Origin of the sequence: Streptomyces sp. NPDC005566 (genome assembly GCF_040605575.1) — a bacterium.
GTDB lineage: Bacteria > Actinomycetota > Actinomycetes > Streptomycetales > Streptomycetaceae > Streptomyces.
Window position 1 is genome coordinate 161,292 of record NZ_JBEXDB010000015.1, and the last position, 22,164, is coordinate 183,455.

Annotated in this window: 21 protein-coding genes; 9 read left to right on the forward strand and 12 right to left on the reverse strand. The window is 68.6% G+C overall.

Annotated elements, in window-relative coordinates:
- Positions 1 to 26: 26 nt before the first annotated feature.
- Positions 27 to 458 carry a DUF2000 domain-containing protein gene (locus tag ABZS61_RS23910; protein WP_356424709.1) on the reverse strand — a complete coding sequence of 144 codons (432 nt, stop codon included), beginning with the start codon at positions 456 to 458 and terminating at the stop codon, positions 27 to 29.
- Between the two features lie 87 nt (positions 459 to 545).
- Between ABZS61_RS23910 and ABZS61_RS23915 the strand changes: the two genes are divergently transcribed.
- Positions 546 to 1,397, forward strand: coding sequence for an AraC family transcriptional regulator (locus ABZS61_RS23915; protein ID WP_356424712.1), 852 nt, complete (start codon positions 546 to 548; stop codon positions 1,395 to 1,397).
- On the opposite strand, the gene ABZS61_RS23920 is transcribed toward ABZS61_RS23915, so the two are convergent.
- Entirely contained in the window at positions 1,358 to 1,867 is a 510-nt protein-coding gene (locus ABZS61_RS23920; protein WP_356424715.1) for a DinB family protein, read from the reverse strand. The two genes, ABZS61_RS23915 and ABZS61_RS23920, sit on opposite strands and share 40 nt — an antisense overlap.
- 114 nt (positions 1,868 to 1,981) lie before the next feature.
- Between ABZS61_RS23920 and ABZS61_RS23925 the strand changes: the two genes are divergently transcribed.
- On the forward strand, positions 1,982 to 2,347 hold the full coding sequence (locus tag ABZS61_RS23925; RefSeq protein WP_356424718.1) for a DUF1801 domain-containing protein: 366 nt from the start codon (positions 1,982 to 1,984) through the stop codon (positions 2,345 to 2,347).
- 39 nt (positions 2,348 to 2,386) lie between these two features.
- Here ABZS61_RS23925 and ABZS61_RS23930 read toward each other — a convergent pair whose 3' ends face one another.
- From ABZS61_RS23930 to ABZS61_RS23945, 4 genes are all read right to left on the reverse strand, one after another.
- A complete protein-coding gene (locus ABZS61_RS23930) occupies positions 2,387 to 3,394 on the reverse strand; it encodes an alpha/beta hydrolase (protein ID WP_356424721.1) in 1,008 nt (335 codons plus the stop codon).
- A 210-nt stretch (positions 3,395 to 3,604) separates the two neighbouring features.
- Positions 3,605 to 4,045 carry a nuclear transport factor 2 family protein gene (locus tag ABZS61_RS23935; RefSeq protein WP_356424724.1) on the reverse strand — a complete coding sequence of 147 codons (441 nt, stop codon included), beginning with the start codon at positions 4,043 to 4,045 and terminating at the stop codon, positions 3,605 to 3,607.
- Between the two features lie 107 nt (positions 4,046 to 4,152).
- A complete protein-coding gene (locus ABZS61_RS23940; protein ID WP_356424727.1) occupies positions 4,153 to 4,863 on the reverse strand; it encodes a DUF4230 domain-containing protein in 711 nt (236 codons plus the stop codon).
- A gap of 89 nt (positions 4,864 to 4,952) precedes the next feature.
- A complete protein-coding gene (locus tag ABZS61_RS23945) occupies positions 4,953 to 5,771 on the reverse strand; it encodes a DUF4389 domain-containing protein (RefSeq protein WP_356424730.1) in 819 nt (272 codons plus the stop codon).
- Between the two features lie 242 nt (positions 5,772 to 6,013).
- Between ABZS61_RS23945 and ABZS61_RS23950 the strand changes: the two genes are divergently transcribed.
- Entirely contained in the window at positions 6,014 to 7,219 is a 1,206-nt protein-coding gene (locus ABZS61_RS23950) for a 4-hydroxybenzoate 3-monooxygenase (RefSeq protein WP_356424733.1), read from the forward strand.
- 100 nt (positions 7,220 to 7,319) lie between these two features.
- On the opposite strand, the gene ABZS61_RS23955 is transcribed toward ABZS61_RS23950, so the two are convergent.
- Complete coding sequence (locus tag ABZS61_RS23955; RefSeq protein WP_356424736.1) at positions 7,320 to 10,160, reverse strand: glycoside hydrolase family 48 protein; 2,841 nt, start codon at positions 10,158 to 10,160, stop codon at positions 7,320 to 7,322.
- 379 nt (positions 10,161 to 10,539) lie between these two features.
- Here ABZS61_RS23955 and ABZS61_RS23960 point away from each other — a divergent pair, with 379 nt between their 5' ends.
- From ABZS61_RS23960 to ABZS61_RS23970, 3 genes are all read left to right on the forward strand, one after another.
- On the forward strand, positions 10,540 to 11,322 hold the full coding sequence (locus tag ABZS61_RS23960; protein ID WP_356424739.1) for a cellulose binding domain-containing protein: 783 nt from the start codon (positions 10,540 to 10,542) through the stop codon (positions 11,320 to 11,322).
- A gap of 103 nt (positions 11,323 to 11,425) precedes the next feature.
- Positions 11,426 to 11,908 (forward strand): hypothetical protein, encoded by a 483-nt coding sequence (locus tag ABZS61_RS23965; RefSeq protein WP_356424742.1) that lies wholly within the window; start codon positions 11,426 to 11,428, stop codon positions 11,906 to 11,908.
- Between the two features lie 15 nt (positions 11,909 to 11,923).
- The gene (locus ABZS61_RS23970) at positions 11,924 to 13,675 is read left to right on the forward strand and encodes a glycoside hydrolase family 6 protein (RefSeq protein ID WP_356424745.1); all 1,752 of its coding nucleotides are present in this window, start codon (positions 11,924 to 11,926) and stop codon (positions 13,673 to 13,675) included.
- On the opposite strand, the gene ABZS61_RS23975 is transcribed toward ABZS61_RS23970, so the two are convergent.
- Positions 13,672 to 14,505 (reverse strand): VanZ family protein, encoded by an 834-nt coding sequence (locus tag ABZS61_RS23975; RefSeq protein WP_356424748.1) that lies wholly within the window; start codon positions 14,503 to 14,505, stop codon positions 13,672 to 13,674. The two genes, ABZS61_RS23970 and ABZS61_RS23975, sit on opposite strands and share 4 nt — an antisense overlap.
- Positions 14,506 to 14,566: 61 nt before the next feature.
- Here ABZS61_RS23975 and ABZS61_RS23980 point away from each other — a divergent pair, with 61 nt between their 5' ends.
- Entirely contained in the window at positions 14,567 to 15,067 is a 501-nt protein-coding gene (locus ABZS61_RS23980) for a tetratricopeptide repeat protein (protein ID WP_356424751.1), read from the forward strand.
- 228 nt (positions 15,068 to 15,295) lie between these two features.
- Here ABZS61_RS23980 and ABZS61_RS23985 read toward each other — a convergent pair whose 3' ends face one another.
- Both ABZS61_RS23985 and rpmG read right to left on the reverse strand, forming a co-directional pair.
- Positions 15,296 to 15,556 (reverse strand): type B 50S ribosomal protein L31, encoded by a 261-nt coding sequence (locus ABZS61_RS23985; RefSeq protein ID WP_356424754.1) that lies wholly within the window; start codon positions 15,554 to 15,556, stop codon positions 15,296 to 15,298.
- Between the two features lie 51 nt (positions 15,557 to 15,607).
- Positions 15,608 to 15,772: a 50S ribosomal protein L33 gene (gene rpmG, locus ABZS61_RS23990; RefSeq protein ID WP_356424757.1), complete on the reverse strand. Its 165-nt coding sequence runs from the start codon at positions 15,770 to 15,772 to the stop codon at positions 15,608 to 15,610.
- Positions 15,773 to 16,282: 510 nt separating this feature from the next.
- Between rpmG and ABZS61_RS23995 the strand changes: the two genes are divergently transcribed.
- Complete coding sequence (locus ABZS61_RS23995; RefSeq protein ID WP_356424932.1) at positions 16,283 to 17,716, forward strand: SpoIIE family protein phosphatase; 1,434 nt, start codon at positions 16,283 to 16,285, stop codon at positions 17,714 to 17,716.
- Positions 17,717 to 17,812: 96 nt separating this feature from the next.
- Here the strand turns inward: ABZS61_RS23995 and ABZS61_RS24000 are convergent, their stop codons facing one another.
- Positions 17,813 to 19,309 (reverse strand): hypothetical protein, encoded by a 1,497-nt coding sequence (locus ABZS61_RS24000; RefSeq protein WP_356424760.1) that lies wholly within the window; start codon positions 19,307 to 19,309, stop codon positions 17,813 to 17,815.
- Between the two features lie 231 nt (positions 19,310 to 19,540).
- On the opposite strand from ABZS61_RS24000, the gene ABZS61_RS24005 reads away from it, so the two are divergent.
- Complete coding sequence (locus ABZS61_RS24005) at positions 19,541 to 20,677, forward strand: aminoglycoside phosphotransferase family protein (protein WP_356424763.1); 1,137 nt, start codon at positions 19,541 to 19,543, stop codon at positions 20,675 to 20,677.
- Positions 20,678 to 20,770: 93 nt separating this feature from the next.
- On the opposite strand, the gene ABZS61_RS24010 is transcribed toward ABZS61_RS24005, so the two are convergent.
- Positions 20,771 to 22,102, reverse strand: coding sequence for a peptidoglycan recognition family protein (locus ABZS61_RS24010; RefSeq protein WP_356424765.1), 1,332 nt, complete (start codon positions 22,100 to 22,102; stop codon positions 20,771 to 20,773).
- Between the last annotated feature and the right edge of the window lie 62 nt (positions 22,103 to 22,164).

Here is a 22,164-nt window from a genome sequence, read left to right on the forward strand (position 1 = left end):
GTGGGGTGCCCCGGCTGCCGGGCCGTTCAGGAGTGCATCGAGGCACCCTTGAGGATCTTGTCCACCGCGTTGCGCGGCCCGTGGACGGCCAGTCCCACGAGGTCCATCGCATCCCGCTTCACGGCCCGGACGGCGGCCCGGTTGGCCTCGTCGTGGCCGGTCGCGAAGAGGTCGGACGTGAACACCGCCATGGTCACGCCCCGCCCGACCGCCCGGGTGTGCGCCGTCGTCAGCAACTCCTTCGAACCGGCGAAGACGAGGACGGGCTGCCGGAACATGGGCAAGTACCCGGTGCCGTCGGCGTCGGCGTACGGTTCGCCGATCACCTCCGGCGCCCGCGTACCCAGGCCACTGACGAGGAACGCCGTGACGTTGAGGCGCTGCCAGGTCTGCAGGTCGTCACGGAGCAGGACGGCGATCTTGGTGTCGAAGCGTACGGGTGCGCTGTCATCGGTCATGCCGAGAAGCCTGCCGGGCCCGGCCCGTGCCGTCTTGTACGAACTTTGCACGGCCGGCGGGCCGGACCGGCCTTGTACGCTTCCCTCATGGCTGCCCCTCCGGACATCACCGCATGGCGTCCGCGCGTCGAGGGAATCGACGAGGTCTTCCACGCCCGCTTCGCCGATCACGCCTACCCCATGCACACGCACGACGCATGGACGCTGCTCATCGTCGACGAAGGCATGGTCCGCTACGACCTGGAGCGCCACGAACACGGGGCACGCAGCTCGGTGGTGACGCTGCTGCCTCCGCACATCCCGCACAACGGTGGCGCAGCGACCCCCGCGGGATTCCGCAAGCGAGTCCTCTACCTCAACACCGCGCAGATCGAAGCCGGGCTCATCGGCCGGGCCGTCGACCGCCCCGTGCTGCACGATCCGTCGCTGCGGCGCCGCATCCACCAGTTGCACCTCACGCTCGGACAGCCCGGCGACGAGTTGGAGGCGCAGAGCCGTCTCGCGCTCGTCTCCGAACGTCTGGCCCAGCACCTGGGCGGACAGCTCGGCGCGTCCCCGTCACCGCACGACCGCCGGATCGCGCACGAGCTTCGCGATCTGCTCGATGCGCGCGTCGTCGAAGGCGTGACGCTGCGGGTGGCCGCGGAGCTGCTGCACGCCCACCACACCCATCTGGTGAGGGCGTTCAGCAAGGAGTTCGCCATGGCTCCGCACCAGTACCTGACGGGGCGCCGCGTGGACCTGGCCCGGCGCCTGTTGCTCGGGGGAATGCGTTCGCCGGACGTGGCCACGTCAGTGGGCTTCTACGATCAGTCCCACTTCTCCCGGCACTTCAAGCGTGTCGTCGGCACGAGTCCGGGGCGCTACGCGCGCACCGCGGCCGCAGTCCGCGAAAACCCTTACCCGCGCTCCAGCGAGCCGCGTACGAACGCCGCCTGACCTGCGTGCTGCAGATCGTCCGCGACGACGCTGACCAGCCGCACGCCGAGGGTCACCGGCGGCGACCAGGACTCGTCCACCACGCGGTCCAGGGCCTCGTCGTCGAGACTGCGGACGAAGGCCAGAGTCTGCTCGTGCACGGCGTCGTAGTAGCCGAGGAGCAGATCCGCCGAAGTCACCTGTACGGAGCCCACCTGCGCGCGGCTGTGGCCGTACCCGGTCGATCCCTTGGCGAAGGGCAGTTCGAAGCGGGAGGCCCAGTCCCCGGAGAACCAGACCTGCTCGGTTCCTGCGGCGTCGGCGACGTGGTCGTCCTGGATGCGCGTGAGGTGCCACACGAGCCAGGAGATCGAATTCGCGCCCTCGTCCAGCCGGGCGTTGAGGTCGTCGGGAGAGAGACCCTCGACCGCGGTGTGCACCGTTTCATGGATGCGCTCGAACGCATCAGCGAGAATGCCTGCGCTGTTCATGCGACCACCATGGCCGGTGTGTCTGCGGGGCCCGGACTTCGACACGCGACCGGAGCCCGTGGGACGACCTCACGTGCTCCGCGAGGTGAGTCGGAACGCAATTAGCATGTCCGTATGGCACAGAGCGACGCGGTGGATGTGGATCAGTACCTGGCCGAGCTCCAGCCGGAGCGCCGGCCTGCTCTGAGCCAGCTGCGCGAGCTGTGTCGGCACGAACTCAAGGGCTTCACCGAAGTGATGGCGTACGGCATGCCGGGCTACGAACGGAACGGAACCCTCGAGATCGGCTTCGCGAGCCAGAAGCGGTACATCTCCATCTACCTGCTGCGCGGCGACGTCCGCGAGGCGTTCGAGACCCGGCTGGCCGGTCAGGACATGGGCAAGGGATGCCTTCGCTTCCGTACACCGGAACGCATCGACTTCGACCTCGTACGGGATCTGCTCGCGGCCACCGCGGCGGCGCCCGGCCCGGTCTGCTGACGCCTCCGACGTCCGGCGGGCGGTCTCGTCCGGCGTCCGTCAGGCGTGGATGGTGTGCAGCCACTGCGTCAGCAGGGTGCTGACCTCGGTGGCGCGTTCCTGCTGGATCCAGTGTCCGCACCCGTCCAGGATGTGCGAGGAGACCAGGCCCGGAAGGGTGGTGGGGTATTGCGCGATGGCCTCGGCCATCCAGGTGGTGGAGGCGTCGAGGGCTCCGCCGATGAAGAGCGAGGGCTGGGTGAGCCGTGCTCCGTCCCAGGCCGCCAGGTCCTCCCAGTCGCGGTCGGCGTTCCGGTAACGGTTGAGCGCCCCGGTCAGGCCGGTCCTCTCGAATTCGCCGCTGTACACGTCGAGGTCGGCCTCCGTGAGCCATGACGGGAGCTGATCGGCGGGGAAGCGGTCACGCAGTTGTGCGCCTGGGGGCACGAAGAAGACGCTGTCCTTGCCCGGCGGCGGCATGGTGTCCGCGGAGAGTGCGGCGTAGAAGCCGGCGAGCCACCCCCGTACGTCGGGCTCGATCTCCGCCTCGGCACGGCCGGGCTCCTGGAAGTACCCGACGTAGAACTCGTCGTCGCCGCCGATCCGGGCGAAACCGTCGGTGGGCCGCACGCCGCTCCGTGGAGCGTAGGGGACACTGAGCAGCCCCGCGGCGGTGAAGACGTCGGGGCGCAGCAGTGCACTGTTCGCTGCGATGGGCGAGCCCCAGTCGTGGCCGATGACCGTGGCCGTCTTTCCACCCAGGGCGTGTACGACTCCGACGTTGTCGCCGACATGGGCCGTCATCCGGTAGGCGTCCACGGGTGCGGGGGCCGACGAGCGCCCGTAACCGCGTACGTCGATGGCGACCGCGCGGTAGCCCGCCGCGGCGATGGCCGGCAGTTGGTGGCGCCAGGAGTACGAGGTCTCCGGAAAGCCGTGGACCAGCAGGACGAGTGGTCCGGCGCCCTGTTCGATCAGATGGATCCGGCCGCCGGGGACGTCCACCAGCCGGTGGACCGCCCCGGGAACGGATGTGGAGGGCTCGGGCGAGCGGGCGGGCTGCGGCATGTGTCCTCCTGTGGATCCCGGTGTCGACCTGCGTCACGATCATTCGGCGCAGCCCGCACGTCGGGCAAGAGATCTTGCTGTTCCGGCAAATGCGCGGCTGCCGCGGATCTCACGGTGAGCAGATGCATGATCTGTCTGCGGCGACGTCCCCGAGGTCATGCCATGCCACCGGGCCCCGGACACCGGGATTCGGCGCCGGGGCCCGGTCCCTCAGGAGCCGGCCGGATCCGGTACGAGGCCGTCGGCCACGAGTCCCGCGAGAACCGCCGCGCTCAGGGTCTGGACCGCGGACAGCGGACGGACCATCACGGTGAACTCCTGGATCCTGCCCTCCCCGTCGAACTGGAGCAGGTCGATCCCGTGAATCTCCTTGCCGCTCACGGATGCCTTGAAGAGCAGGACCTCCGAGGGGACCTGGACGTCGTCCGCGCTGGTCAGGGCCTCGCCCTCGAACTGTCCGATGTAGCGGAAGTCCTCGAACGTGCGCAGGAGCACGCCGAAGAGTCCGAGCACCATCGCCTTGCCCTCGAAGGGGGTGAACTTCACCGGGCTGAAGAAGCGGACGTTCTCGGTGAACAGATCGTCCAGTGCCGCGAGATCACTCTTCTCGACGGCGGTTCGGAAGCGCTCCGTGGTTTCGGCAGCAGTCATGGCCATCTCCCCGACTCTCCTTGCTCAACAATGTGACTGGTCACTTTGTTGAGTATGCCGCAGCCTCGCTCAAGGCTGCGGCCGGGGGGACGGCTCAGGGGGACGGCTCAGGCAGGCGGGTCGACGTAGCGCACGGTCACCGTGTCGAATCCGAGTGAACCGAGCAGCCCTTGGAGCATGGAGGTGGTGTTCTTCTCCGCTCGCTGGGTGAGCCCGCTCTCCTTGGCCGCCGCGCCGATGTGCTTCGCGGCCAGTTTGTTGACCGCCTGCTCGCTTCCGGGGTTGTCGGAGAAGAAGTCACCGAATCGGTCCAGGATTCCGCGCTGCTTGGACACCGCGTAGGAGCGGTCCGGATCCAGTGCGGGCTTGCCCAGCACGGCGTGCGGCAGCCGGAGTTCGGCCGTGGTGCGGTCCTCGTTCACGACGACCCCGTTCTCCGTGACCTTGCCGAGGTCCACGAAGGCGCCCACGGTGCCCGCTCCCACGTAGAGCGTCCGGGTACCACGGATGGCGTCGGGCAGGAACTTCGCGTCCTTCTCCAGGTCGACGACGACCTGGAAGTTGCCGGAGGCCGCCTCGTACGCGCTCATGTCCTGGATCGACTTGAGCACCGCAGGGCCGGACCGGTCCGTGGTCTCCTCGCCGAAGATGTCGCCCAGCCCGGGCAGCAGGCTGAGCCGGGTGCCGAGGAGCAGCAGGACGACCGCTGCAGCACACAGTCCGGCTGCTGTCAGGCACCCACGCCTGCGGGCGGGGCGGCGGGCGCCCCTGCCGTCGGGTTCTCCGGCGCTGTCTGTCCTTACGTCTGTGGACGTCATTCCTTCCGTGTGACCCGGTCCGGCGCTTTCAGTCCACCCGGCTCCACGACTACGCCAATTCCTGTACGGGCGGTCGAGTCATGTCGTCATCACATCTGTAGGGGGACGTCTCGCGCGGCCTGCTGCCCGTGCCGGCCGTAGTCACTGCTGCCGCCGTCGTCCGGCGTGGTCAGCGATGCCGTGATGCTGCCGAGGATCCCGAGGACGAGGAAGAGCACCACCAGGGCCTTCCCCGCCCCGCTCATGAGCAGCGGCCTGGTGAGCGTACGCATGTGCTGCTGGCCGACGGAGAGGTCCTCGTCGCCGAAAAGGCCCTTCGGGTAGGCCGGGGTGAGCATCAGCGCGTAGGCGATGAAACGCATCTGGAAGCGCAGGGTCGCCGCTGTCGCCTCCATGAGGGGCCGCGGCATCCGGCCCAGGATCAGCGTGATCAGCCACCAGATGAAGGACAGCATCCACCAGCCGGACATGGCGAGGCTCTGGACGACGGCTGCCGGGATCATCAGGAGCAGCCGGAAGAACACGGCGAGGCGGTTCAGGTCGGTGGGCCGTACCTCGATCTGTACGGGGTAGTCGGGCGGCGGGGTCAGGGCGAACGGCGGGTACCGGTCGATCAGCAGCATCTCGGATGCGGCCACCCGCATGCGGTAGCCGAGATATCCGGAGAGGAAGCGGAAGACCGGCTCGGGCAGCCTCCCCAGGACCAGAGCGGCGAACCAGCCGACGATCACGGTGAGCACGGCGCCGATGTGCAGGAAGAACAGCACGATGAAGTGCGGAATCAGCAGGAGCAGTCGCAGGAGGACGGTGAGCCGGCGCTGACGCGTCGGCTCGGTGATGTCCAGGACGGGCAGGAATTCCTCCGGGTGCCCTGCGGTCCGCCCCGGGCTCCACTGTCCGTCAGCCATGTCGCTTCTCCTCGGCCGGTGATCCGTACGGCGTCGGCACGCACGGCCTCGGCTCCCACGCTGGGCGCGTGGCGCCTGCCCGGCAATCGGCCGGGGCCCGAACGGGTGCAGCCCGCACCCGCCACCCCACCGGACGGAGGTGCGCGCGGTCCGCGCCGACCGCCACTCTTGTCGTCCTCCTCCTCAGCCACGAGTCTTCGTACGTGAGCGGCACCGAACCCGTTCGTGAAGGGAAGACATCTGTGGACACCGCCTCGTCCCTCCCTCGTCGTACCCGTGTCGGCATCGTGGGGGCGGGCCCGGCGGGACTGCTCCTGGCCCGGCTGCTGCACGGGCGCGGCGTCGACTGTGTGGTCCTGGAAAGCCGAGACCGCGCGTACGCCGAGCAGCGTCAGCGGGCCGGGATCCTGGAGCAGAGTTCCGTCGACGCCCTGCGTGCGAGCGGTGCCGGCGCGCGTCTGGACCGGGAGGGCATCGCGCACGACGGCATCGAGCTGCGTTTCGACGGACGGTCCCATCGCGTCGACTTCCCCTCGCTGACGGGTGGCAGCCGCGTGTGGGTGTACGCGCAGACAGAGGTCGTCAAGGATCTGATCGCCCTGCAGCTCGCCGAGGGCCCACCGCTGCTGTTCGAGGCGGAGGCGGTGGGGGTGTCGGGTGCGGATACGGACCGGCCGGTGATCGGCTACCGGCACGGGGGTGCCGAACGGACGCTGGCGTGCGACTACGTGGTCGGCTGCGACGGTTTCCACGGTGTGACCCGTCGGTCCGTCCCCGAAGGCGTGCTGCGGTCCCACACCCGGACCTATCCCTATTCCTGGCTGGGCATCCTGGCCGATGCGCCACCGGTGTACGACGAGTTGGTCTATGCGCACTCACCGCGTGGATTCGCCCTGGCCAGCATGCGTTCGCCTGCCGTGAGCCGGCTGTACCTCCAGGTGCCGAACGGGGAGGATCCCGCCGCCTGGTCCGACGACAGGATCTGGGACGAGCTGGACGTCCGGCTGGCCTCGGCGGGCAGCCGGAAGCTGGAACGGGGGGCCGTCACGGCCAAGTCCGTGCTGCCCATGCGCAGTCAGGTGACCGAGCCCATGAGCCACGGCCGGGTGTTTCTCGCCGGGGACGCGGCACACATCGTGCCGCCCACCGGTGCGAAGGGGCTGAACCTCGCCGCCGCCGATGTCGTGGTCCTCGCCCGTGCGTTCGCCCACCTGGAACGGACCGGCTCCTCCGATCTGCTCGACGCCTACTCCGACACGTGCTTGCGACGGGTCTGGCGGGCCGAGCACTTCTCGTACTTCATGACGTCGACGCTCCACACCGATCCGGCGCAGAGCACTTTCGAGACCCGTCTGCAGCTCGCGCAGCTGCACAGGATCGCGGACTCGCCGCATGCGGCGGCGGAGTTCGCCGAGAACTACACGGGCCACTTTCCCGGGTGGGCGTGATCCCGGCCGTCGGCTGGACGGCCGACGGCCGGGACCTGATGGTGCCGGAATCTCAGGGCGCTGGATTTCAGGGTGCCTGGATTTCAGGGTGCCTGGTCACTCACTCCAGGAGGTCGGCATACGCCCCCAGAGCCAGCGCGATGTCGGCCTGTGCCCAGAACCGGTGGTAGGTGAAGACCGGCGCTGCTCCGCCGTCCAGATAGGCCTGCACCTTGGGCCAGTTCGGGTCGTCCTCGTAGAAGGAACGGATGGACAGGAAGGTCGAGTTGTTGTTGACGGTGTCGCCGTTGGGCATGGCGCCCGTCCAGCCGCTGGGAACGTAGACCGGGTCGTCGAACCGGTTGTAGTCGGCCCGGGTCTCCGGCACCGCCACGCCGGCGTCGTCCTGGTAGTGGCCCCACATGCCGTCGAGCAGCGCCTCGGCCGTTGCCTTCGCCTCGGTGTCACCGGACTTGGCAGCGTAGTAGGTCAGGGTCCTGGCGTAGGCCCCTGCCACCCCGACGTCGTTGGTGTAGTCGGCGACGGTGACGTGAAGACTGTCGTTGGCACCGGGACTCGACGCGTTCCACGTGTCGGGCGCGCCCGACCACTTGAGGGTGGACGGCATGAGGTAGGTGCCGTCCGGGTTGATGGTCGTCTCGGACAGGGCCCAGTCGACCCACTTGTCGAGCACGGCCTTGGCCTGGGCGTCGCCCGACTCGTGGTAGTACTCGGCGACGCGTTCCATCGACCATGCCTGGAAGCCGAACCACTGGTTGGACGGCGGGTCGTGGTAGACCGGCTTCTCGTCGTAGTACATGCCGTAGAAGGTCGGCGTACCGGCCGGCGGCTGGGCGTAGCTGCCCTTCCAGCTGTTGGTCGCGCCGCCCGCGATGGCACCCTCGTCCGACTGGAGCCACTGGTAGAAGTCCAGCTGCCGGTCCAGGCTCTTGGCCCAGTCCTGCTGCCCCGTCGCCGACTTGGGCTTGAGGTCCGCCGACGCACTCAGGGCGTAGGCGGCCATCGGGTTCTGGTATCCGCCGTGGGCATGGCTGGAGCCGATGCGCCAGGACCAGCCCGCCGAGGTGTCGGTGGCACCGCCCCAGGCGTAGTACCAGGACATCAGGTAGTGCGCGCTGTCCTTGCCGCTTCCGGCCGGGCAGGCGGTCGGACCGACGCAGTTGCCGATCTTCTTGAAGTACTTGTCGAACATCGAGTAGCGCAGATAGTCACCCATCTTCGCCGCCTTGCCGACGGTCGCCGCGACCTCGCTCGCCTTGCCCTGCTCCTTGGCCCAGACATCGGCCCAGTAGGCGGCCTGCACGGCACGGGCGTCCGCGTCCGGGGCGTTGGTGAACTTCCACTGCTTGGCGTACGAGGCGTCCCCGGTGAACAGGTCCAGATAGCCGCTGTCGCCGCCGTAGGTGAAGTTGTCACAGGTCGGGTGGGTGACGGTCTCCCACACCGACTCCTGCGGTCCGCGCTGGAAGGTGTTGATGTACGACGGTCCGGTCTCTGTGGGACCGGCCGAGCACTTCCCCCCGGGCGTGTTGCCGTATCCGTAGACGTTGTCGACGTCCTGGATCCAGTGCATGCCGTAGATGTCGTCGGTGCCGTACGCGCTCTTCAGCTCGGCCGCGATCGGGTCCGATCCGGAGGCCGCCGACCCGTCGAGGACCGCCGGGTACTCGTTCGGGGTGTCGTGCTCGGGCGCGTAGGTGGCGGGCTTCGAGGCGTTGTAGAAGGAGTTCGTGGGCTGGTCGGCGTGGGTGGGGATCATGTACTTCTCCATGGTGGCCCACGCACCGTTGAACTTCGTCCAGTCCCCGGTGAGCTTCCCGTACATCGCCTGCAGCCAGATCAGATAGCTGTAGGCCTCCGACGTCGTCTCGTGCCCCTGGTCGGGAGCCTCGACGATCAACGTCTCGACGGAGTGGTACGGAATGCCTTCCGGCGAGAAGTAGCCGTTCGCCGGGTCGGTGATCTTCCCGTACAGCTCGAGGAAGCGCGCGTCGTACTCCTTCGCCGCGGCCAGCTGGGTGACGGTGACCTCGGCCTTGCTGTGGCCGGGGGCTGTCACGGTGAAGGTTGCGGCTCCCGTACCGGAGGCGTCGGCCGAAACGGTCACCTTCTGGGCCGTGGACCAGTTCGACGGAGTGAAGCTGAGGCTCGCTCCGGCGGTGACGGAAAGACCGGAGTTGCCGGCTGTCCTGGCCACCGTGACGGTGACCGCCGAGGTCGGCGCGGTGGAGAGCGCCACGTTGAACGTTCCCGACTTGCCCTGCTGGACGCCCAGTTGGGCGGGCGTGGCAACAACTGCCGGGCCCGAGACGACGGTGATGCCCGCGGGCGTCGACTCCGCCGAGGCTCCGAGGCTGTCGTAGGCCCTCGCGAAGACCGAATGGCTCCCCGCGGACAGCCCTGCGGCGCTGTAGGTGTACGGCGACGTGGTGTCGCTGCCGAGCAGCGTCGTGTTGTCGTAGAACTCGACCTTGCTGATCCCCGCCCCGTCCGCCGCAGCCGCCGTGGCGGCCAGGGGTACGGAATCGCCGGCGGTGAAGACGGCGCCTGCCGCCGGGGAGGTGAGGACGGTGATCGGCGCCTTGTGGGCGCCCGCGCAGACCGTCCCGTTGACGGAGAAGGCGGTCGGGGCGGCATTGGTGCCGCTGTAGCTGAACTGTCCGCCCGTGGTGACCGCGGCCCCGGCGGCGATGCCACCGTTCCAGGCGGCGTTCTTGACCGTGACGGTCTTCCCGGACTGGGACCAGGTGCCGTTCCAGCCGTTGGTGAGCTGCTGGTTGCCCGTGTAGGCGTAACTCAGGGTCCAGCCGTTGATCGCGGCGGAGCCCCGGTTGGTGACGGTGAGCTCGGCGCTGAAGCCGGATCCCCAGTCATTGGCCTTGTAGTCGACGCTGCACTCGACGGCCGCGGCCTGGGCCGGCGTGTTGGCAGCGGCGGTCATGCCCAGTGGGAGAGCGAGTGCGACGACGAATGCCGTCCACAACCGTCTGGATCCGACTCCGGTTCTGGCGGATCTTCTTGGTAACCATGCTCTTCGTGCGCTTCCCGATGGCATGCGCGGGTTCCTCCTCGCGGCTCGGCGACATGGGGGGCAAGCGGGGTTGAACACAAGCCTTGAACCAGTGGGAGCGCTCCCAGCATGGGGATGAGGAAAAAGAGAGTCAAGAGACTTGAAGAGTCGAATTATTTCGATAGCAAGAGATGAGAACAGGTGTGTTGACCGACACCACTTGACGCTCTAACGTCAAGCCACACCAGTGGGAGCGGTTCCATCAGTCGACGTGCCGTAGGGGGCGCGCCCGATCTGCAAGGAGTCGCTCATGCGACACCCCCCGCACTTATCGCACCTGTTCAGGCTGCTCCTCGGAGCAGTGCTCGCCACGGCCGGCCTGGTTGCCGCACCCATGGTGCCGGCCTCCGGATCCGCCCACGGGCGCACGGTGGAACACAGCACCGTGAGTCAGAGGGACAGCGGCTCCCAGCGGTCCGTCACGCTCACCGACCTGGATGCAGCAAGCAGTGGTCGGACTCTCGGCTTCGACCTGCCCCGGGGCCGGACCGTGACTCAGGGCCGGAATGCCCGGTGGTCGCAGTCGGGCAGTGTCATCACCGCGGCGAACGAGAGCTGGAACGGAACGCTCGCGAACGGCGCGAGCGTCACCGCCGGTTTCCTGGCGACGGGTGTGGGGTCCGGGTCCACGCCCGGTGCGTTCAGGCTCAACGGCACGGTCTGCACTGCGGATCCCGACCAGGATCCGACCGATCCCACTGATCCGGCCGAACTGCCAGCCCCTGCCGGGGAACCGCCCCTGTCGAAGGTCCCCGGCAACAAGCTCGTCGACGAGATCGGCGCGACCCGCCGCATCCTCGGCGTCAACCGCTCCGGCGGCGAATTCATGTGCGTGCAGGGCCGTGGCATCTTCGACGGCCCGGTCGACAACGCCTCCGTACAGGCGATCGCCGGCTGGAACGCCAACACTGTCCGAATCCCTTTGAACGAGGAGAGCCGGCTTGGCCTGGACACCATAGGCCCGCGGTACGCGGGCGAGAACCACATCAGCGCCGTGAAGGACCTGGTCCAACGGGTCAGGGAGCCGGCATGACACCCGTGGTCGAACTGCACTGGACCTGGTGGCAGAACACCGGAGATTCGGCGGGCTGCTCCTGCGTGCATGCCGGTCGCAGCGAGCCGATGCCCAACTCCGGTTGTTCACAGGACTTCTGGTCTTCGCTCGCCTCGGCCTTCAGGGGCGAGCCGACCCAGGACCTCATCGACGCGGCACGGACGGCCGACGCCCGGAACCTGTTCCGGCCGACGGACTCCCCTACTCCAACGACCTGGGCCGACGGCTCCAGCACCGGCCCCAGGACCCGGCGGGCCATCTCGCCGCGGCCTGGCATGTCTACAAAGTCAACCCCTGTGCGAACGAGGACTGCTGGTACTCCACGCTCACACCGGTCGCAGCCGAAGTCCCCCTCGTCACACACGAGATCGGCGAGAACACCTGCTCCCACGGCTTCGCCGACCGGGTCATGCAGTGGCTCGACGACCGCGGACCCTCCTACCTCGGATGGGCCTGGAACGCCTGGGACCGCTCCACGGGCCCGTCCTTGATCAGCGACTACGACGGTACCCCCACCCCGTACGAAATCGGGCTGCGCGACCATCTGCGCGCCCTCGACAGTTGAGGAAACGGAATTCGTATGAGCCGCACGAGCCGCACCACCCTGCGCCGATCACGAACAGCACTGATAGCGGCGGGAGCACTTGTCGCCGCAGCCGCCGGCTCCGCCGCCGCGGCAGCACCCTTCGGGGCCTCGGCCGCCGCGGCGGCGGGATGCACCGTCGACTACAAGATCCAGAACCAGTGGAACGGCGGACTCACGGCCGCCGTGAGCGTGACGAACACGGGTGACGCCCTTTCCACCTGGCAGCTCGAATGGTCCTTCGCCGGCGCCGAGAAGGTCAGCCAGGGCTGGAACGCCACCGTGACGCAGAGCGGCGCTGCCGTCACCGCCAAGAGCCTCTCCTACAACGGCACGCTCGCTTCCGGAGCCTCCGCCTCCTTCGGGTTCAACGCCACGGGCAACGGAAACAGTGCCGTGCCCGCGACCTTCAAGCTGAACGGCGTCACCTGCAACGGCGCCACGGGCCCGACCGACCCGCCGGACCCGACGGATCCGCCCACCGACCCTCCGGCGGGCAGCCGTGTCAACAACCCGTACCAGGGCGCCAAGGTCTATGTGAACCCGGAGTGGTCGGCGAAGGCCGCCGCGGAGACGGGTGGCAGCCGGGTGTCCAACCAGCCGACGGGTGTCTGGCTCGACCGGATCGCCGCGATCGAGGGCGCCAACGACGGAATGGGTCTGCGCGACCATCTGGACGCGGCCCTGACGCAGAAGGGCTCCGGCGAACTCGTCGTCCAGCTCGTCATCTACAACCTGCCCGGGCGTGACTGCTCGGCGCTCGCCTCCAACGGTGAGCTCGGCCCCACGGAGATCGGCCGCTACAAGACGGAGTACATCGACCCCATCGCGGCGATCCTCGGCGACTCGAAGTACGCGGGCCTGCGGATCGTCACCACCGTCGAGATCGACTCGCTGCCGAACCTCGTGACCAACACCGGCAGCCGCCCCACCGCGACCCCTGCCTGCGACGTGATGAAGGCCAACGGCAACTACCAGAAGGGCGTCGGCTACGCGCTGAACAAGCTCGGTGACGTGCCCAACGTCTACAACTACATCGACGCGGGGCACCACGGCTGGATCGGCTGGGACGACAACTTCGGCGCGACCGCCGACATCTTCAAGGTGGCGGCGACGACCGAGGGCGCGACCGTCAACGACGTACACGGCTTCATCACCAACACAGCCAACTACGGCGCGACGAAGGAGGACAACTTCTCCATCGACGACTCCATCAACGGCACCTCCGTGCGTCAGTCGAAGTGGGTCGACTGGAACCGCTACACGGACGAGCAGTCCTACGCTCAGGCCTTCCGCCAGAAGCTTGTCTCGGTCGGCTTCAACTCCGACATCGGCATGCTGATCGACACCTCGCGCAACGGCTGGGGCGGCACGCAGCGGCCGACCGGACCGGGTGCGTCCACCAGCGTCGACACCTATGTGGACGGCGGCCGGTACGACCGGCGCATCCACCTGGGCAACTGGTGCAACCAGGCCGGAGCCGGACTCGGCGAACGGCCGAAGGCCGCCCCGGCAACCGGGATCGACGCGTACGTCTGGATGAAGCCGCCGGGGGAGTCCGACGGCTCCAGCAAGGCGATCCCGAACGACGAGGGCAAGGGATTCGACGGGATGTGCGACCCGACCTACGCCGGTAACGCACGCAACGGCAACAACCCGTCCGGAGCACTGGCTGACGCCCCGGTCTCCGGCCACTGGTTCTCCGCCCAGTTCCAGGAGCTCATGAAGAACGCCCACCCGGCGCTCTAGGTTCCACGTCGGCCGGTTCCGGACGCTCCCCCGCCCGGGCCCGGCCGACGACCCCACATCCGGCCGATGAGAGCGCGTCCGCGGGTAGCCGACGCGGACGCGCTCCGCCCGGCAGAAGCCTTGGTGGAAACCGCCTTGGCGGACCCGGTCCTGGCCCCGGGCCTGTTCCTGGTACCCGTCTTCGCGCCGGCACCGACACCGGCCCTCGCCCAGATACCGGCCTTGCTGTCCGCACGGTTCCTGGCACCGGTCCTGCTCTTGGTGCCGGCCCTGCTCTTCGCCCCGTTCCGGTCCGCGGCTTTCCCCGTGGGCTTCACCCTTGCCGTGTCCCCAACGGGCGGCACGTCGGAAAGGGCGTGGTAGCGGTGGCTGATCCGTCGGCCCACCAGCGCGTAGCCGAGCAGAGCGCCGCTCGTATTGAGGATCACGTCGTCGACGTCGAAGGCCCGCCCGGCAACGAGCGCCCCCTGCGTGAGTTCGACGACGGCCATGACCAGCCCGGTCAGCAGGACCATCCGGATCATGCGCAGCCGCCGTGGCACCAGGATCGGCAGCAGGACACCGAAGGGCGCGCCGAGCAGAAGGTTGCCTCCCGCCTGTTTGCACGCAGCCAGGAAGGTGTAGTCCTGCGCGTACTGCCGGAGGGACCGCCCCGGCTGCATGTTCGATGTCACGATGCCCTCGGATGCCGGTGACGGTGTCAGCGTCACCTTCGCCAGGACGACCGAGAACGCCACAAGGCTCAGAAATGCCGCGATGAGCACCAGTGCGCGCAGCGCAAGACGGCCCCAGCTTCTGTGTTGTGCACTACGATCCGCCTCTACAGTCATGGCGGAACGGATGCCCCCAACCCCGGCGGCCACACCCGGAGTCGGGTGCGACGATGTAGGCATGAGCGCACCGGACAAGAACGAGCTGCTGGCGCAGGCCGTGCGGCTGCGTGAACAGGGCCACCCCGAGCAGGCCAGGGAACGCTTGCTCTCCCTCACCGCCGACTATCCCGATGCTGTGGACGTGGCCTTTCACACCGCCTGGGTCCACGATGTGCTCGGCCTGGAGGCCGAGGCCGTTCCGTACTACGAGCGCTGCCTCCAGGGCGACGCCCTCCGCGAGGAGGACCGCCGGGGAGCGCTGCTCGGGCTCGGGAGCACCTACCGGGTGCTGGGCAGGTTCGGGCAGGCCGTCGAGACGCTGCGCCGCGGTGTGTCGGAGTTCCCGGACGACGGCGCGCTGCGGACGTTCCTCTCCATGGCGCTGTTCAACACCGGCGAGCATCACGAAGCTATGCAGATTCTGCTGCGCCTCGTCGCGGAGACGAGTGACAGTCCCGGCGTGCAGAGGTATCGGCCCGCCATCGAGCACTACGCGTCGGACCTCAACCGGACGATGTGAGCCCGTCCCGTGGGCTGCCGGCCGCCGCTCGCGGCGCCGGGGCATAAAGGAGCCCCGGCCGGATCGGGGGAATCCAGCCGGGGCGGCTTGTGTGCGGGTGCGAGGCTCGGTCGCCTCGTGCGGGCGCAGCCCGCCCGGTCCCACTATATGAACGATAAACCACCGAGGGGCGTTCCCGGGAATCGGCACCCGCACATGTGATCCACACCATGCTCACCAGGGACGATGTCAGCCCTGGGCAACTCCGGCCGTGCCGTAACGGCGCCGGAACTGTTCGATGCGACCGGCCGTGTCCAGCACCTGGCGAGTACCGGTGTAGAAGGGATGACTGGCCGACGAGGTCTCCACGTCGATGATCGGATACGTGTTTCCGTCCTCCCACTCGACGCGCTGCTCGGCATGCGCGGTCGAGCGCGTCAGGAAAGCCGTTCCGGCCGCGATGTCACGGAAGACCACGGGACGGGATACGGGATGGATGCTGGACTTCATGAATGTTCCTTCCTTACGGACAAGGATCCTGCCGGGCGGCGGCGGAAGCGGTCAGCGGACCTCACGGAAGAGGACGTGCGCTCCCGCGGCCGGGTCGTACTTGCGCAGCTCGAGCCGGTCAGGGCTGTTGCGGCGGTTCTTGCGCGTCACATAGCTGTGGCCGGTTCCGGCCGTGGACCGGAGGGTGACGACGGGCCTGAGTTCACTGCGTGCCATGGGCACCTCCAGACGAGAGCACCGATCCCCCGTAATGGGAATGGGTATCGTTTTCGTTCTGGTCGAGTAACGCAGGCAGGGCCGACGGCATTCCCGGGTGCCGATTCGCCCGTGGAACAGATGTACGACGCACATCCGTACACCGGTGCGGACGCCACCGCCGATACCTCCTGGGACGGGGCACCGTACAAGGACGCCGGACCGGAGCGACACCGTTGATCCACCGGCTCACGGAGCACGCATATGCCCTGATCCCCGCAGAGGTGCGCCGTGCCACAGCCCCGCACGCGGGCGTACGCAAAGCCGCTCACGCCCGACGACTTGCGTCAACACCCGCGTAAAGGCAAGGGTGTTCGGCGAGCCCCCGCCCCACTCGGCCGACGGCATATGCCGGAAGCAACAACGTATCGAGTGTTGCCAAATCCCTTACGGGCTCCCCCAGCCTGTGCGACAGTCGTGTTCGGTCCACCCCCATGAACCGGCCGTGCCATGCCTGTATCGGAGTACGAGATGCCGTCCCATACGTTCGCGGACCGCCCCGCCCCCCAGCCGCCCGAGCGAGATGCCGTCGAAGCGTTGATCAGCCGGACCCGACGGCTGCGCGGAGACGTGGACGCCGTGCGGCGGGACACCTCGGTCATCGAGGAGGACGACCCCCAGGTGCGCTGGCAACGCGCGCTCTGCGATCTGGCCGTCCACCAGCTCGACGACCTCGGCGAGCACCTGGGACAGCTCAAGGACGGCATTCCGGCACAGGCGGACGACGATCCCACCGGGGTGGACGACGGGGAGACGACGAACGCACCGCGGCCCGGCTCGCTCCTCAGCAGGGTGGGCAGCGCCGAATGGAACCTGCTCACCGACGAGGTCAGCTGGTCGGACGAGATGTACCAGATCTTCGGCAGGTCGCCCGAGTCGGAGCCGCTGTCCCTGGACGAGCTGCCCTCCCTGCTCCTCGCCGAGGACCAGCCCCTGCTGATGTCGATGGTCACCGACTGCCTCGTCGACGGCAGGCCGATAGACGGCGAATTCCGGATCCTGCTGCCCGAAGGCCGGATGCGTACGGTTCACATGATGGGCGAACCCGTTCTCGACGCCGACGGCTGCACCGCGTCGATGTGGGCGGTCCTGCGCGATGTCAGCCGGATCCGGCGAAGCCAGCGCCTCATGAGCCGGACCCGGGACTCGCTGCGGCGCGGACAGCAGATCGCGCGGACCGAGCACCGTATGGCCGTGGAGCTGCAGGAGGCCGTACTGCCGCCCTGGCGCGGATCGCTCTCCTCTCCCGGCCGCGGCCTTGGTGCCCTGGACACCGCCGCCCACTACCTTCCGTCGGAGTCGAGCAACCTGATCGGCGGCGACTGGTACGACGCACTGCAGCTCCCTGACGGCAGGACGCTGCTCACCGTCGGTGACCTGACGGGCCACGGAATCCCCGCCACCTCGGCCATGGCGATGCTGCTGGGCGCGCTGCGCGGCATGGCGATGGCCGGCATCGAGCCGGGCGCCGTGATGGGCCATCTGAACCAGCTGATCGAATCCTCGGTCCAGCCCGTCCTGGGCAGCGCCGTATGCTGCCGATTCGACCCGGCGACGGGCACCCTCGCCTGGGCGCAGGCAGGTCACCCCGCGCCGCTGCTCTTCCGCAACGGAGTGGGGCGTGCTCTTCCGACGCCGGACGGCGTGCTGCTCGGCGCGGCGTCCGCCGTCTCCTACGAGCAGGACCAGGTGACTCTGCTTCCCGGCGATGTGCTGATGCTGCACACCGACGGGCTGACACGGCAGAGGGACCGGAGTGCCGACCCGGACGCGTTGCTGGGCCTGGCCCCTCGGTTCGCGCAGGCCCGCACGGCGCAGGACTGCGTCAGGACTGTCGTCGAGGAGTTCGGCGGAACCGAGCGGCTCGACGACGCATGTGTGCTGGTGGCCCGCGTCGGGTCATGAGGAATCCCAGGACGGCATGACCGCCCGTGAATGTGCTGATTCGCTGCTCCGACAAGGGCCGGACGACGGCACTGCGCCGGTCGACGGCGCCCCGGATCAGATCTGTGAGCCCCTCGGCCTCTTGGTGAACGTGCTTTGCGGCAGGGCGAGTTGGATCTCCTCGCGAAGGTCCTCGATCTTGGCGTACCCCGCGAACTGACCGGTGAGCCGGTACATCTCGCGCAGGCGGTCCCAGGTCCGGTGCGAGGAGGTTTCCCCCATCGACACCAGGGCGAGCCGTGCGTACCGGTCGGCCTGCTCGGGGTCGTCGGCGATGAAGCAGGCAGACGCCAGCGAGATGTAGTCGAAGATCTTGGACCGCTGACGACCGTTTATACGGAGCTCGAGCGCCTGCTTCGCGTGGCGCTGGGCCGTGCCGGCCGCAGCCGGATCGTGCTCCGCGAGCGTACGGAACGCCAGGGCCTGCATGCCGTGCATGTCCGCCTCGTCGAACATCTGCATCCAGCTCGGGGGCGGCACGTCACCCTTGTCCGATACGAAGAGCTCCTCGGCCTCGCCGAGCGTGCGCCGCATGGCCTGCCCGCGCCCCATGGACGCCTGGGCCCAGGCCTCGATCGTGTGCAGCATCGCCTGTGTACGGGGCAGAGTCTCCTCCCCCGAACCGGACTTGGCGAGCTTCATCAGGTCCAGGGCATCGTCCGGGCGGCCCAGATGAACCATCTGGCGTGCCGCGCGGGAGAGTGCCTCGCCGGCCCTCGGCCGGTCTCCGCCCTCGCGCGCCGCATGAGCGGCGATGACGAAGTACTTCTGAGCGGTGGGCTCGAGGCCGACGTCGTGGGACATCCAGCCCGCGAGGACGGCGAGGTTGGCGGCGACGCCCCACAGGCGGCGCTGCAGGTGGTCGGGGTGGTGGTAGGCGAGCATGCCTCCCACCTCGTTGAGCTGGCCCACGACAGCCTTGCGCTGAAGTCCTCCACCGCGTGAGGCGTCCCAGGCACGGAATACCTCGACCGAGCGCTCGAGGGCCTCGATCTCCTCGGATCCGATGGGGGCAGCCTCGTACCGGTCGAAGCCGGCCGCGTCGGCGTACATGGGGTCGTTGAGGCCGGCTGCCTTGGCCGCCGGGGCGGGGTCGGAATGCAGCCAGTCGTGCATGGCGCCTGTGATGGCTGAGCCAGCTGCGAGCGCGGCGCCCGCGCTCACCAAGCCGCGTCGGTTGAGCATGAGGTCCATTCCCGTGAATTCGGTGAGGACCGCTGCCGTCCGTTCGGGCGCCCACGGCATTCCGTCGGGATTCTTCTCCGTCCCGGTGTTCTGCCGTTTCCCCACACGCCCGCGTCGGCCGAACCCGAGGTCCTCGATGGTCACGACACGGCCGAGCCGCTCGGTGAACAGAGCTGCCAGCACTTCGGGCACGGGATCTCGGGGGGACTCCCCCATGTCGATCCAGCGCCTGACCCGCGAGGTATCGGTGGCCAGCTGGAGGTGGCCCATGGCCGCCGCCTGCCGGTTCACCATTCTCGCTAGCTCCCCCTTCGACCATCCGGCCAGGCCGAACAGATCAGAAAGGCGGGTGTTGGGTTCTCCGGTCACGTCAAGCCCCCAGGTTCTCGGCTGACTTGACACTAACCCGCTGTCAGATGCTGAGTGACTATTCGCCAGGCTTCGCCAGGGTCCGCCAGATGGTCCACTACCCATTACCCGGTGTCAGGTAGGAATGCGCCACCCCGCCCGGCAGCCCTAGGTACTCCCCAGGGTGCCGAACGGCCGCCGGCCGGGGCGGCGCACGTAACTTGTCGGCGCACGAAGGGATCTGTCTCGCCCATGTACACAGCATCGTCCTCCGTGTCCGCCCCACCCCGCGCGTTCCGCCCCATGGGTGCAGGCGGCGGACCGTATCTCGACCCCAACGCAGCGTCGCCGGCGTCCGGCATGGGTCGGACCCGGCGGGCGGCGGGCACCGGAGCCCAACCGCTCAGCGGGAGACTCGACCTGTCCGGCCCTCAGGGTGCGCAGCTGCGGATGGCCATCGCCTCGGTGCACCGCATCTGTCCGGAGTTCAATCCGGTCCAGGTGTTGCGTCGCAGCGGGCGCTCGGTGCTCATCGTCGGCACCACCGGCCGTGCGACCGCGGTGGCCAAGTGCTTACTGGACCACTCCCCCGTATGGACCGAGCGGTTCCGGCACGAAATAGCTGCATACCGCGCCTTCGTCAGGCATCGCCCACCGGTTCGGGTCCCCCGGCTCATCGCAGCCGACCCCGAGAACTGCACGCTGGTGATCGAGCGGATGCCCGGCCGGGTCGCGGCGCTGACGAGGCACCCCGCGGAGGCACCGCCCCGGGCGGATGTGCGGGCGGCCCTCGGAGCGGTCAGCAGGATCAACGCCTGGCGGCCTCCGGCGGGTCTGTTCGACGCACCGCTCGACTACGCCTCACGCATCGCCAGGTACCACGAGTTGGGGCTCTTCACCGACCGTGATCTGGGCGATCTGCAGAAGTTGCTGCACGGTCTGGCCCACGCGAGCGGTCGGGGGGGCATGGGCCAGTTCTGTCACGGTGACGCGCTGCTCTCCAACATCCTGCTGCCGCCCACCGGCCCGGTGCTCGTCGACTGGGAGCACGCCGGCTGGTATCTGCCGGGCTACGACCTGGCGACGCTCTGGGCCGTACTCGGTGACGCACCGGCGGCCCGCCGCCAGATCAGCCAGCTGGCGCAGGCGCCGGGTGCCGCGGCACGTGATGCGTTCCTGGTGAACCTCATGCTCGTACTGACCCGGGAGATCCGGACGTACGAGACGGCTGTCCAGCGCGCGATGCGCGAAGGGGCGCCGTCGGGTGGCGGCCAGGCCCGGCAGGGCGCGCTCTCGTCGAGCGAGGAACAGCGGCTGCTGCTGCGCAGGCTGCACGACGACTGCGCGATGGCGCGGCGCGCCGTGCGTGCCGCGGTGGGCACTCGCTGACCACGCCGGGCCGGAGAACCTGACCGACGGGGGACGAGTGCTGCGGGACCGGTGCCGACACACCGGTCCCGCAGCATGGTGAGCGGGTTCTGCTCAGCGCACCCGTTCCACATCCACGTCGGACGCCTTCACGAATCCGATCCGGTGCCCGATCTGCACCGTCAGATACTTCTGCGCGCCGGTGAAGTAGGTGTGGTCGTACGGCTTCGACGCGTCGATCGTCGGCGCGTAGTAGTAGCCGGTGGGCGCCTCGCCTCCGCCGGGGAATGCCTGGCCCGCCTTGATCGTGTACACGAGGGGTGTGCCCACTGTCGGCTTGACGAAGTCCGAGGGGTACTCCCCCTTCTCCGGGTACGCCACCCCGTACACCGGCACCTCGGTCCTGCCTGCTTTCGGCCTGACGACGTGACCGGACGTGGGCACGGTGACCCGGGTGCCGCCCGGAGTGCGGAACCACGCCTTCTGTCCGTACCACCAGATCGCCGTCCAGCCGGGGGCCCGTTCCGCGACGACGGCCTGCTGGGTGGCGCTGATCTTGCTGCCCCAGTCGGCTGCGCAGTTGGTGCCCGCCGAACCGTCCGGGTGCAGCCCCGGGTCGGAGAAGAGCGGCGCGTCGTCGGAGGGCCCGGTGTACAGCGGGACCGCGCTGCTCCCCTGCAGGGGCAGGTCGACGCCCTTCTCGCAGTCGCGGAATGCCTGCTCGTTCCTGGCGAAGTCGGGGCTGACCGTGACCAGTTCGCTGCTCTTGGGGGCACTGGGTACAGCGGGTCTGCCGAGCAGAGCCATGAAGCGGTTCCAGTCCCAGTACGGGCCCGGGTCCCAGTGCATGTTCCTCGTACCGGCCGCACTGGTCGGCGGCACGCCGTCGTGGCCGATGATGTGCTGCCGGTCGAGCGGAATGTCGTACTTCGCCGCCAGGTGACGCACCAGCCGGGCGGTGGACCGGTACATCTCCGGGGTGTACCACTTGGCGCCCTCGGCTGCGACACCCTCCTGCTCGATGCCGATGGAGTGGGTGTTGAGGTACCAGTTGCCCGCCTGCCAGGCGACGTCCTTGTTCTTCACCATCTGGGTGACATGGCCGTCGGCCGATCGCACCACGTAGTGGGCGGAGGTCTGGTTGAGCGGGTTCTGGAAGATCTTCAGGGTGGTGTCGTAGTCGACCTCGGTGTCGTGCAGGACGATGAACTTGATCGCGTTGCTGTGCGGCCTGTCGGCGGTGTCGTAATTGCCGTACGTATCCTTGTCGGCCGGATCGCCGGTCTGCTGGTAGGCCGCCGGCACCCAGTCGCAGTGGAGGCTGCGCGGGCATTCCGGCCGTACCGCGTCCGCGCCGGCCTGCGACGCGGGGGTGAGGAGTGCGACGCTCAGCGCCCCCGCAGTGGTCAGTGCGAGTGCGAGCCTGGTCCTCTGTTCGGACGTCATGACAACCCTTCCTGGGCCGGGCCTACCGAAGCCGTTCCTGGGGTGATCTCAGCTTTCCGCCG

Coding starts and splice junctions, on each gene's coding strand:
- ABZS61_RS23910 (WP_356424709.1), bottom strand. CDS start 458: ATGACCGATGACAGCGCACCCGTACGCTTCGACACCAAGATCGCCGTC.
- ABZS61_RS23915 (WP_356424712.1), top strand. CDS start 546: ATGGCTGCCCCTCCGGACATCACCGCATGGCGTCCGCGCGTCGAGGGA.
- ABZS61_RS23920 (WP_356424715.1), bottom strand. CDS start 1,867: ATGAACAGCGCAGGCATTCTCGCTGATGCGTTCGAGCGCATCCATGAA.
- ABZS61_RS23925 (WP_356424718.1), top strand. CDS start 1,982: ATGGCACAGAGCGACGCGGTGGATGTGGATCAGTACCTGGCCGAGCTC.
- ABZS61_RS23930 (WP_356424721.1), bottom strand. CDS start 3,394: ATGCCGCAGCCCGCCCGCTCGCCCGAGCCCTCCACATCCGTTCCCGGG.
- ABZS61_RS23935 (WP_356424724.1), bottom strand. CDS start 4,045: ATGACTGCTGCCGAAACCACGGAGCGCTTCCGAACCGCCGTCGAGAAG.
- ABZS61_RS23940 (WP_356424727.1), bottom strand. CDS start 4,863: ATGACGTCCACAGACGTAAGGACAGACAGCGCCGGAGAACCCGACGGC.
- ABZS61_RS23945 (WP_356424730.1), bottom strand. CDS start 5,771: ATGGCTGACGGACAGTGGAGCCCGGGGCGGACCGCAGGGCACCCGGAG.
- ABZS61_RS23955 (WP_356424736.1), bottom strand. CDS start 10,160: ATGACCGCCGCTGCCAACACGCCGGCCCAGGCCGCGGCCGTCGAGTGC.
- ABZS61_RS23960 (WP_356424739.1), top strand. CDS start 10,540: ATGCGACACCCCCCGCACTTATCGCACCTGTTCAGGCTGCTCCTCGGA.
- ABZS61_RS23970 (WP_356424745.1), top strand. CDS start 11,924: ATGAGCCGCACGAGCCGCACCACCCTGCGCCGATCACGAACAGCACTG.
- ABZS61_RS23975 (WP_356424748.1), bottom strand. CDS start 14,505: ATGACTGTAGAGGCGGATCGTAGTGCACAACACAGAAGCTGGGGCCGT.
- ABZS61_RS23980 (WP_356424751.1), top strand. CDS start 14,567: ATGAGCGCACCGGACAAGAACGAGCTGCTGGCGCAGGCCGTGCGGCTG.
- ABZS61_RS23985 (WP_356424754.1), bottom strand. CDS start 15,556: ATGAAGTCCAGCATCCATCCCGTATCCCGTCCCGTGGTCTTCCGTGAC.
- rpmG (WP_356424757.1), bottom strand. CDS start 15,772: ATGGCACGCAGTGAACTCAGGCCCGTCGTCACCCTCCGGTCCACGGCC.
- ABZS61_RS23995 (WP_356424932.1), top strand. CDS start 16,283: ATGCCGTCCCATACGTTCGCGGACCGCCCCGCCCCCCAGCCGCCCGAG.
- ABZS61_RS24005 (WP_356424763.1), top strand. CDS start 19,541: ATGTACACAGCATCGTCCTCCGTGTCCGCCCCACCCCGCGCGTTCCGC.
- ABZS61_RS24010 (WP_356424765.1), bottom strand. CDS start 22,102: ATGACGTCCGAACAGAGGACCAGGCTCGCACTCGCACTGACCACTGCG.